Genomic DNA, 11,468 nt, shown 5'->3' on the forward strand with positions numbered 1-11,468 from the left:
GGCCAGCACGCCGTAGGAGAACTGTCCGTTGGTGGTGATCGAGCCGCCGGCCAGGATGTCGACGTCGATCGCCCCGCCGTCGCCGGCGCTGGTGGCGTCGCCGCCGAAAGCGACCAGGCCGCCGCCGGCCCCGCCGCTGCCGCCGAAGCCGCCGACGCTGAGCGCCAGTATGCCGTTGGCGGTGCGGCCTTGGGTGGTGATCGAGCCCGAGTGGTCGATGTTGATGGCGCCGCCCGCGCCCGCGCCGTCGCCGTTGCCGCCGACCCCGCCGATGCCCAGGCCGCTGCCGCCGCTGCCGCCGTAACCGCCGGAGGTGTGGGCGAAGATGCCCTGGCCCTTGTCGCTGGCGGTGGTGATGGTGGCGCTGTTGGTCAGGGTGATGTCGCCGCCGACGCCGCCGCGCTTGCCGTCGCCGCCTTCGCCGTAAACGCCGGCGCCGGTGCCGCCGTCGCCGCCGTCGCCGGCCAGGCTCTGGGCGTGCACGCCGTGGCCGCCCTCGCCGCTGGCCGACAGGGTCCCGCTGGTGGTCAGGTAGATGTCGCCGCCGTCGCCGCCGCGACCGCCGTCGCCGCCGAAGCCGACCGGGATGATGACGAACGGGGGGATGAACAGGGTGAAGCCGAGGCCGCCGTCGCCGCCGTCGCCGCCGTTGCTGGTGGCGAACACCGCGCTCTTGCAGGCGCCGCCGGCCGCGATGTTGGAGGCCGAGGTGTTGATCGTGCCGCCGGCGTCGCCGCCGTCGCCGTCGCCGCCCTGGGCCGGATAGTCGCCGCCGTCGCCGCCGCCGCCGCCGTTCTGGTCGAACACCACCTGACCGGTCGGGCTGGTGCAGTCGGCCGCGTGCGCCGCGTTCGGCAGGCCGGCGCCGGCCAGCACCGCCAGGGCCGCGCCGCCCATCAGCAGATGCTTTGCGCGCGCGGAGGAGGGCGCCGCCGCGCGGGGCCGCAGCATGGGCTTCTCGAACGGCCAAGCCGGAATGCCGAGCTCACCGCCGGTCTGGTCGTGCTGCGCCATTGTCCCCCTCCAGTCGTCGCGTGGGCGCGCACGGCCTCTCTCGCCGGGCGGACGCACCTTCGCGGAACGGAGGTTTCCTTCGCCGTTAGGAAACAGTCAAGGTGTCTGAACGCCGATTAACTTTGAAAATGCAGGTTTTCGGTGCGCCTGTGTAAGAAGTATCACTCGCCTGTCGGGGGAATTGCGGCTCAAAGGTTAACCAGAGAAGTCTGAACGTTAACCGTGGCGCCATCTACTTCTGGTTTCTTCTGTACTCGACGCGACACGGCGCAGCGTCGCCGCAGATTGGCCGCATCATATTCATGGCTTTAATCTAAAATTAGCATTTTTTTCTGGACGAGACGGCATGGCGAAGCTTATTGCGGCGAAACTTGGCCGTAGTGCGCGCGCGAGGGGGCGAAGCCATGCGATCGGAACAATTCCGCCGGAACCTGGGGAACGGCGCGCGGTCGCGGACGCGCCGTTCGGCGCTGGCGGCGACGGTGTCTGCGGCGGTGCTGGTCGCAGTCTTCGCGCCCGAGGCCCGGGCCGACGTTGACACGACCGGGGCCTGGAACGGCTCCAATTACCTCTGGTCGTTCGGCGACAGCGGCACCTGGACCTATGGCCAGACATTTACGCCGGGGGCCACGGAAGCGACGCTGGATTCGTTCACGTTCTATCTGTCGGATTTCGCCGGCGCGTACGACCTGAAGGGCTACGTGGCGACGTGGGACGGGACCAAGGCGGGATCGCTGCTGTTCACGTCCTCCGCCACGACGACCAGCGGCGGCACGGCCTTCGCCCCGCTCAGCTTCGCCACCGGCGGGCTCGCCCTGACGCCGGGGCAGCAGTACGTCGCCTTCCTCAGCGTGACCGAAACGCAAGGCGGGGCGAGCGGATACTCGAAGTGGGGGCTGTTGTCCTCGAGCGCCTATGCGGGCGGTGGCGCGGTCTACGACAACAATACGAGCTTCGCTGAACTGTTCAGCGCGCCCTGGGACTCCTCGTCGAACCCGAACGACATGGCGTTCGCGCTCGACTTCACCGATCCGCCCACCTGCGGCGGCATGACCACTGGCGACAACATTTGCCTGATCACCTCGGCGACCACGATCACCGGGGTCACCGACGCCCTGGCCGGGACCGATACGCTGGAGCTCGGCGGGGCCGACGACTTCAGCTTCGACGCCGGCGAGCTCGGCACGAGCTTCGTCAACTTCGAGCAGATTGAGAAGACCGGGAGCAGCACCGTCACCCTGACCGGCACGGGCGGGATCACCCCGATCCTGGTGTCGGACGGCACGCTGGTCGGCACCACGGACTCGATCCAGGGCGACGTCGAGAACAACGCCGCCCTGGTGTTCGACAACCAGGACGAGGACCAGACCGACGGCGATCCGGCCGGGGTCTACGCCGGCGACATCAGCGGGAGCGGGCAGGTCACCTTCACCAACGGCCTGTTCCAGCTCACCGGCACGAACACCTACACCGGCGGCACCGTGATCGACGACGCCGTGGTGGCCGGCGACACGGACTCGATCCAGGGCGACGTCAGCCTGGCCGAAAGCGGCGTGCTGGTGTTCGACCAGACGGCCAACGGGACCTACGCGGGGAACATCTCCAGCGCCGACGCGACGCCGGGCATGCTGGTCAAGTCGGGGACCGGCGAGGTCACCCTGACCGGGACAAACACCTTCGCCGGCACCATCCAGGTGTCCGGCGGCAAGCTGATCGGCGACGTCGACGCCATCAACCGCAACGTCACCGTCGACGTCGGCGCGACCGTGGTGTTCGACCAGGGCACGAACGCGACCTACGGCGCCAGCGTCAACGGCGGCGGCGCGCTGGAGAAGCGCGGGGCCGGCACGCTGACCCTGACCGGGACCAGCAATTACGACGGCGGCACGCTGATCAGCGGCGGCAAGCTGGTCGGCGACACGCGCTCCCTGCAGGGCGCGATCACCGACAACGCCCAGCTCGAGTTCGCCATGAACTCGAACGGCACCTTCCAGGGCACGGGCGGGGCCGGCACCTTCGGCTCGATCAGCGGCTCCGGCTCGGTGATCAAGAGCGGGACCGGCACGCTGACCATCGGCGCCGCCAACACCTATGACGGCGGCACCAGCATCGCCGGCGGCACGATCAAGCTCGACAACCTCGACGGCCTGGGGACCGGCACGGTCAGCATGAACGGCGGCTCGCTGCGGTTCGGCGCGTCCGGGACGTTCGACAATGGGGTCGACTTCAACTCGGCCAGCGGCGGCGTCTCCGCCGCGGCCGGCCAGACGGTCACGATCCAGGGCGGGATCGGCGTCGGCGACGGCGACGCCATGACCTTCGGATCGGCGACCGACACCGGCGTGATCGTCCTCGACTCTGTCGGCGCCAGCGTGTTTTCCACCTCGACGGTGAACGTGGCGGGCGGGACGCTGCGCGGCGCGGGGTCCGATCTCGCCTTCTTCACCGGCAACGCCGTCAGCACCACGGTGGCGTCGGGAGCGACCCTGGACTTCTCGACGAGCACCAACGCCAACGTTTTCAACCTCCAGGGCGCCGGCACGGTCGCGGCGGGGGCCAATCAGCTGCGGCTCGGATCGGGGTCGTTCGACGGCGTGCTGACCGGCACGGGCGGTCTGCTCAAAAGCGGGTCTGGCCTGCTGCGGCTGTCGGGGACCAACACCCTGACCGGCGCCACCTCGATCACGAACGGCACGCTGACGGTGGCCGACGGCGCGGCCCTGTCCGACACCAGCGCGGTGACGGTGACCAGCCCCGGCACGCTGGACGTCGAGGACAGCGAGACCATCGGCAGCCTGGCCGGGAACGGCTCGGTGAGCCTGCAATCGGGCGCGGTCCTGACCACCGGCGGCGACGGGACCTCCACAACGCTCTCCGGGAACATCACCGGCCTCGGCGGCCTGACCAAGACCGGCTCGGGCGTGTTCACCCTGACCGGGGCGAACAGCTATAGCGGCGGCACCACCGTGCTGGCCGGCACGCTGCAGGGCACGACCAGCAGCCTGCAGGGCGACATCACCAACAACGCCGTGGTCGACTTCTCGCAGGCGTCCGGCGGGACCTACGCCGGCGACATGTCCGGCACGGGCAGCCTTATCAAGAGCGGCTCGGGCGCGGTCTGGCTGACCGGCGACGTCGACCTGGACGGCGGCGTCGAGATCCAGGACGGCGTGCTGGTCAGCGTCGACAACGCGCTGAAGTCGACCGACGTGACCAACAATCACGGGCTGGCCTTCTCCAACACCGTGGCCGGGACCTTCGCCGGCGACATCTCGGGCACGGGCTCGCTGAACAAGCTGGGCGCGGGCCGCCTCGTGCTGTCCGGCGACAACACCTACAGCGGCGGCACCGTGGTCGAGGCCGGGACCCTGGCCGGCGCGGTCGGCGCGCTGCAGGGCGACATCTCGGTCTTGACCGGCGCGGCGGTCGAGTTCGCGCAGGGCTCGAACGCCACCTACGGCGGCGACCTGTCGGGCGGCGGCGTGCTGGTGAAGTCCGGGGCCGGCAAGCTGACCCTGACCGGGACCAGCACCCTGTCGGGCATCACCGTCGAGGGCGGGATCCTGCAGGGCACGACCGCCAACCTGGTCGGCGACATAGACAACGACGGCCAGGTGATCTTCGCCCAGGCCTCGACCGGGACCTACGCCGGCGACATGAGCGGCACGGGCTCGCTGGTGAAGACCGGCAACGGCGCGCTGACCTTGAGCGGGACCAACAGCTACAGCGGCGGCACCACCATCTCTGGCGGCACGCTGAAGGGCACGACCGACTCGATCCAGGGCGACGTCGTCAACAACGCCCAACTGGTGTTCGAGCAAGGCTTCGACGGGGCCTACGCCGGCGACCTCAGCGGTTCGGGCGACGTCACCTTCAAGGGCGTGGTCTGGTACGAGCTCACCGGGACCAACACCTCGACCGGCGACATGACCATCGACGGTTCGACCGTGCTGGCCGACACCGACGCCATCGCCGGCGACATCGACCTGGCGAACGGCGGGCGGCTGAACCTCGACCAGGAGTTCGAGGGGACCTACGACGGCGACATCACCGGTTCGGGCAGCCTGACCAAGACGGGCAACGGCTCCGTGCGCCTGACCGGGACCAGCTCCTACACCGGCGGCACCAACGTGATGGCCGGAAACCTGATCGGCGACACCAACTCGCTGCGCGGCGAGATCTTCACCTACTTCGGCGGCTACGTCGTGTTCGAGCAGAACTTCGACGCCACCTTCGACGGCGAGATGACGGGCTTCGGCGCCTTCGTGAAGCAGGGCGCGGGGCGGCTCACCATCGCCGACTCCCAGATCCTCGACGACCTCTCGCGCCTGGAGGCCGGCCGACTGACGGTGAACGGCTCGATCGGCGCGCTGCAGGTGACCAACGGCACGCTGAACGGCACCGGCACGGTCGGCGATCTTTCGATGCTGGGCGGCGTGCTCGCGCCGGGCTCTTCGATCGGCACCCTGCACGTGAACGGCGACCTGCTGCTGGGCTCCGCCTCGCTGCTGCAGATCGAGGCCAAGCCCGGCTCGTCGGACCTGATCTCGGTGACCGGCGGGGCGACCCTGCAGGGCGCGGACGTCTCCCTGCTGGTCCAGCCCGGCTTCTATGCGCCGGGCACCGCCTGGACCATCATCCAGACGGGCGGCGCGGTCAGCGGCAGCCTTGGCGACATCACCGCCAGCCAGTCCTTCGGCCTGCTGGATCCGAAGTTCGTCTACGGCGCGCACGACGTGAAGATCAAACTCGTGTTCGTGCCGGAGCATCTCTACGGCTACGCCCAGACGGACAACCAGCTGGAGACCGCCCACGGCGTCGCCAGCCTGCCGGAAAGCGCGGCGGTGCTGAACGCCCTGGTCTATGCGCCCACGGCCGACCTGCCTGACGCGCTGGACCAGCTGTCGGGCGAGATGCAGGCCTCGCTGGCCTCGGCCCTGCTGGACGACAACAGCTTCGCGGTCGACGCCACCCTGAGCCGCCTGCGCAACCACGACCCGATGATCCCGGGCTGGGGCGTGTGGGCCGCGGCGCGCGCCGACAAGGCCAGCCTGGAAGGCGATCCGGGTGTGGCCACGCTGGAGCGCTCGCGCGACGCCTTCCTGACCGGCATGGACTACACGTTTGAGAACGGCCTGCGCCTGGGGGCCGCCTTCGGGGCGGACCAGGGCGACGCCGAGGTGGCCGATCGCGGCAGCAAGGCCGACACCGACGGCTGGCTGGCCGAGGTCTACGGCCGGGTCGATTTCGGCCGCAACACCTTCCGCTTCGGCGGCGGCGTGGGCGGCCAGGACATCGCCACCACCCGCACGGTGGTGGTCGGCCCGCTGACCGAGGTCAACCTGGGTGAGACCGAGGCGCGCACCGCCAACGCCTTCGTCGAGCTGGCCCGCAGCTACGGCGAGCACGGCGCGCTGGAGTTCGAACCGTTCATCGGCGCCGGCTGGGCCAAGTCCGAGGTGGACGGCTACGCCGAAACCGGCGGCTCCTCGGCCCTGGCGGTCGGGGATGTCGAGGTCGACACCACCTACGCCCTGGCCGGCCTGCGTGTGTCGCGCGAGTTCGACCTGGGCGGCGGCGTGCTGAAGCCGACCGGTTCGCTGGCCTGGGAGAACCCCTTCGGCGAGCCGGAGGCGGCGGTGGTCAACAGCTTCATCACCGCGCCGTCCGCGCCGTTCGCCATCCGCGGCTCGGACCTGGACGGCGGCCGGGCCCTGATGGAGCTGGGCCTGCAGTGGGAGAGCGGCGACTTCAAGATCGGCCTCACCTACGAAGGCGCGGCCTCGGAGGACTTCCAGCGCCACGGCGGCAAGCTCTACGCCCGCCTGGCCTTCTGATCCGACGATCCAGTGCAAGCGAAGCGCCGCGCCCGGGAGACCGGGCGCGGCGTTTTCGCTTTCACGCTCCCGTTTCCGACGGCTTCCCGCCAGGGCTGCGCCCGGTTACCGTCGATAAGTCCAAGGGGGGCTTGCCGGTGAGTGTGAAGCGTCGCGTGGCGGCGGTGGGAGCCGCGGTCTTCAGCCTGGGGTGCGCGGCGGCGGCCGCGGCGCACGACATCGACGGCCCGTTCGCCGGCTGGGAAGGCCCGGCCGACGCCGCCTCGCCGGGCGCCGCGCCGAAGGGCAAGGTGGTGGTCTATCGCGGCGCCACGCTGATCGACGGGACGGGCGCGCCGGCGCGGGCTGACGCTACGGTGGTCGTCGACGGCGACCGCATCGTCTTAGTCGGCTCCAGTAAGGATCCCGTGCCCGCGGGCGCCCAGGTGGTCGACGCGCGCGGTCTGTACGTCCTGCCCGGCCTGATCGACACCCATGTCCACCTGGCCACCCCGCCCGATCCGCCGAAGGCCGAGGCCGAGCTGCGCCGGCTGCTCTACAGCGGCGTCACCGCCGTGCGCGACATGGCCGACGACACCCGCTCGGTGGCCGAGCTGCAGCGGCGCGCTCGCGTGGGCGAGATCCCCGGGCCGGACATCTACTTCACCGCCCTGATGGCGGGGCCGAGCTTCTTCGACGACCCGCGCACCATCGCCGTCAGCCAGGGCGACACGCCCGGCAAGGTGCCGTGGATGCAGGCCATCACCGCCGACACCGACCTGCCGCTGGCGGTCGCGATGGCGCGCGGCACCTACGCCACCGCGATCAAGATCTACGCCAACCTGCCGGCCGAGCGGGTCAAGGCGATCACCGCCGAGGCGCACCGCCAGGGCTTCCCGGTGTGGGCGCACGCGGCGGTGTTTCCGGCCGGGCCGAAGGACGTGGTCGACGCACGTGTCGACGTGGTCTCGCACGCCTGCCCGATCGGCTACCTGGTCTCGCCGCACATTCCGCAGAGCTACCAGGACCCGACCCCGATCGACCTGAAGGCGCTGGGCGAGGGCGAGAACCCGGCCGTCGCGGCCCTCTACGAGCAGATGAAGGCCCAGGGCACGATCCTGGACGCCACCGTGCGGGTCTATGTCGAGCACGAGGCCGAGTGGGCCAAGACCAGGAAGGGCCGCCCGCCGCGCTGCCCGTCGGAGGTGGTCTATCGCCTGACCGCCCAGGCCTACGCCCACGGCGTGCAGATCTCGGCCGGCACCGACGGCGAGACCGACGCGTCCGATCCGTACCCGGCCCTGCACGAGGAGCTGGAGCTGCTGTCCGACAAGGTCGGCATGCCGCCGTCCGAGGTGATCCGTTCGGCCACCCAGGTCGCCGCCCGCGCCGCCGGCCGCGAGGCCGACATGGGCGTGATCGCGCCGGGCAAGCTGGCCAACCTGGTGTTCGTCTCCAAGGACCCGCTGGCCGACGTCTCCAACCTGCGCTCGGTCGCCTTCACCGTGAAGCGCGGCAAGGTGTTCCCGCGCGCCGACTACAGCCCTCCCGCCCCGAGCTCCAAATGACAGACGCGACCTTCGACGGCGCCAGCCGCCGCGCCTTCCTGGCCCTGGCCGCCGCCACCCCGGCCCTGATCAACGCCGCCCCCGCGGCGGCGAAGTCGGGCGCGTGGAAGGACGCGGTGATCGTCAACGCGCTGGGCGGGCTGGACAATCCCAACCTCAAGGATGAGGGCGGCGAGAGCAACGTCTCGCGTGGGGTGCGCAAGCCGCGCGTGCTGGACGCCCGCGCGCTGGCCGACGCGCGCCGCTCGGGCGTGACCGCGATCAACTGCACGCTGGGCTATGTCGCCGGCGGCGGCGATCCGTACGAGGTGACCATCGCCTCCATCGCCCAGTACGACCGCATGGTCCGCAGCTATCCGGCGGACGTGACCAAGGTGCTGACCGCGGGCGACATCCTGAAGGCCAAGCGCGACCGAAAGGTCGGCCTGATCTACGGCTTCCAGAACGCGGCGATGGTCGCGGACAAGCTGGAGCGGGTCGACGTGTTCGCCGACCTCGGCGTGCGCGTCATCCAGCTGACCTACAACCCGGCCAACCACATCGGCGACGGCTCCATGGCCCCGGAGAACCGCGGCCTGACCGCGTTCGGCCGCCAGGTGGTCGAGCGGCTGAACGACAACCGGATCATGGTCGACCTGTCGCACAGCGGCGAGCAGACCTGCCTGGAGGCGGCGCGGGTCTCCAGGCAGCCGATCTCGATCAACCACACGGGCTGTCGCGCCCTGGTCGACCTGCCGCGCAACAAGACCGACGCGGAACTCAAGCTGGTGGCGGAGAAGGGCGGCTTCGTCGGCGTCTACTTCATGCCGTTCCTGAACAAGGACGGGAAGGTACGCGCGGCCGACATCGTCGCCCACATCGAGCACGCCCTGAACGTCTGCGGCGAGGACCACGTCGGCATCGGCACCGACGGTACGATCACCCAGATCGACGACATGGACGCCTACCGGGCCGACCTGGCCAAGGAGGTCGCCGACCGCAAGGCGCGCGGCATCGGCGCGACCGGCGAGGGGCCGGAGACCTATCCCTTCGCCATCGACATGCGCGGGCCGACCCAGTTCTACGACCTGGCCGACCGGCTGAAGGCGCGGGGCCATTCGACCGGCCGGATCGAGAAGATCCTGGGCGGCAATTTCGTGAGGTACGCCAAGGACGTCTGGGGGGCGTAAGCCCTGGCGCAACGGGGGAGGGGACGGCCATGCCGCCGGAAATCATCAGCCTGGTCAACACGGTGATCGTGCCCGTCGGCCTGGCCGCGATCATGTTCAGCATGGGCCTGTCGCTGTCCCTGACCGACTTCCGGGAAGTGGCGCGCAATCCGAAGGCGGTCGCCGGCGGCCTGTTCGGCCAGCTGGTCTGCCTGCCGCCGCTGGCGCTTCTGCTGGCCTGGGCCTTCCGCCTGCCGCCGGAGATGGCCATGGGTCTGTTCATCCTGGCGGTCTGCCCGGGCGGCATCACCTCCAACGCCATCACCTATGCGGCCAGGGCGAACGTGGCCCTGGCGGTGGTGCTGACCACCCTGTCCAGCCTGATCACCGTCTTCACCATCCCGTTCCTGGTGAGCTGGGCGCTGGGCCATTACTTCGTCCACGGCGACGCTCCGCAGATGTCGCCCGAGCGGACCATGATGCAGCTGGCCCAGATGACCCTGCTGCCGGTGCTGGCCGGCATGGCGCTGCGCGGGCTGAACGCCCGCTTCGCCGACCGGGTGACGGTGTGGCTGCGCCCGGCCTCGCTGGTGGTGCTGGTGGCGGTGATTCTGTTCTCGGTGTTCGTCAGCCTGGAGCTGGTGGTCGACAACCTGCTGCGCGCCGCGCCTGCCGCCTTCACCCTCAACGTGCTCAGCATGGGCGTGGGCCTGGCGATCGCGACCGTGCTGGGCCTGTCGCGTCAGGACCGTCTGACCGTCGGCATCGAGGTCGGCATCCACAACGCGACCATGGCCACCTTCCTGTCCATGTCGATCCTGCAGGACCTGGCCCTGGCCGTGACGCCGACCATCTACGGCGTGCTGATGGTCATCAACGCCGGCCTGCTGGTGCGCTGGTTCAAGGCGCGGGCCGCGCGTCAGGCGCTCGAGCCGGCGCCGGCGGAATGATCGTCATCGGCCGCGAGGAGGTGCGCGAACGCCTCAGCTACGAGGCGTGCATCCCGCTGGTGCGCGAGGCGATGATCGCGCTCTCGCGCGGCGAGACGCGCCAGTTGCCGCGCAGCATCATCGACCTGGACGAAGGCCGCGCCTTCGGGGTGATGCCGGGCGCCATGGGGCCGGGCCGGGTGTTCGGGGCCAAGCTGATCAGCGTCTATCCGGAGAACTTCGAGAAGGGCCTGCAGTCGCATCAGGGGCTGGTGGCGCTGTTCGACCCGGAGACCGGCGCCCTGGCGGCCGTCGTCCACGCCGGCGAGATCACCGCCATCCGCACGGCCGCGGCCTCGGCGGTCGCCACCGACGCGCTGGCGCGCCCCGAGGCCTCGCGCCTGGCCATACTGGGCTATGGCGAGCAGGCCCACACCCACCTGGTCGCCATGAGCAAGGTGCGCAAGCTGTCGGAGGTGCGGGTGTGGGGCCGCTCGCCCGACAAGGCCGCAGCCTTCGCCGAGCACGCGACCGAGACCCTGGGCGCGCCGGCCCGCGCGGCGGCCAGCGTCGAGGCCGCGGTGGCCGAGGCCGACATCGTCTGCGCGGTCAGCGCCGCCAGCGAGCCGATCCTGTTCGGCCGCCATGTCGCGGCGGGCTGTCACGTCAACCTGGTGGGCTCCAGCCGCGCCGGTCCGGCCGAGGCTGACGACGACCTGGTGGTCCGCTCGCGCTTCTTCGCCGACCATCGCCGCGGCGTGCTACTGCAGGGCGCGGAATTCCTGAACGCCAAGGCTGCGGGGCGGATCGACGACCGCCACCTGCTGGGCGAGATCGGCGACGTGCTGGACGGGCGCATCGCCGGGCGGATCAGCGCCTCGGACGTCACCGTCTACAAGTCGCTGGGCAGCATCGTGCAGGACCTGTCCAGCGCCTGGCTGCTGTACGAGCAGGCCCGCATGGAAGGCTTCGGCGTCGAGGTCGCGTTCTAGC

Annotated in this window: 5 protein-coding genes and 1 pseudogene; 5 read left to right on the forward strand and 1 reads right to left on the reverse strand. The window is 70.5% G+C overall.

Features of this window, described 5'->3' with window-relative positions; translation table 11 throughout:
• Nucleotides 1-1,014 (reverse strand): annotated as a pseudogene (locus G3573_RS06925) (hypothetical protein); the annotation flags it as partial.
• Between the two features lie 404 nt (nucleotides 1,015-1,418).
• Here G3573_RS06925 and G3573_RS06930 point away from each other — a divergent pair.
• The 5 genes from G3573_RS06930 to G3573_RS06950 all read left to right on the forward strand — a co-directional run bounded on the left by G3573_RS06930 (nucleotide 1,419) and on the right by G3573_RS06950 (nucleotide 11,467).
• Nucleotides 1,419-6,851, forward strand: a complete 5,433-nt coding sequence (locus G3573_RS06930; protein ID WP_163260356.1) for an autotransporter-associated beta strand repeat-containing protein — start codon at nucleotides 1,419-1,421, stop codon at nucleotides 6,849-6,851.
• A 137-nt stretch (nucleotides 6,852-6,988) separates the two neighbouring features.
• Nucleotides 6,989-8,398: an amidohydrolase family protein gene (locus G3573_RS06935; protein WP_205598118.1), complete on the forward strand. Its 1,410-nt coding sequence runs from the start codon at nucleotides 6,989-6,991 to the stop codon at nucleotides 8,396-8,398.
• Entirely contained in the window at nucleotides 8,395-9,567 is a 1,173-nt protein-coding gene (locus G3573_RS06940) for a membrane dipeptidase (protein ID WP_163260357.1), read from the forward strand. The genes G3573_RS06935 and G3573_RS06940 overlap by 4 nt, the downstream gene beginning before the upstream one ends.
• A 29-nt stretch (nucleotides 9,568-9,596) precedes the next feature.
• Nucleotides 9,597-10,496, forward strand: coding sequence for a bile acid:sodium symporter family protein (locus tag G3573_RS06945; protein WP_163260358.1), 900 nt, complete (start codon nucleotides 9,597-9,599; stop codon nucleotides 10,494-10,496).
• Nucleotides 10,493-11,467, forward strand: a complete 975-nt coding sequence (locus tag G3573_RS06950) for an ornithine cyclodeaminase family protein (RefSeq protein ID WP_163260359.1) — start codon at nucleotides 10,493-10,495, stop codon at nucleotides 11,465-11,467. Before G3573_RS06945 ends, G3573_RS06950 begins: the two co-directional genes overlap by 4 nt.
• Nucleotide 11,468: the final 1 nt, after the last annotated feature.

The sequence above is a fragment of the Caulobacter sp. 17J65-9 genome, from assembly GCF_010975005.1.
Taxonomy (GTDB): domain Bacteria; phylum Pseudomonadota; class Alphaproteobacteria; order Caulobacterales; family Caulobacteraceae; genus 17J80-11.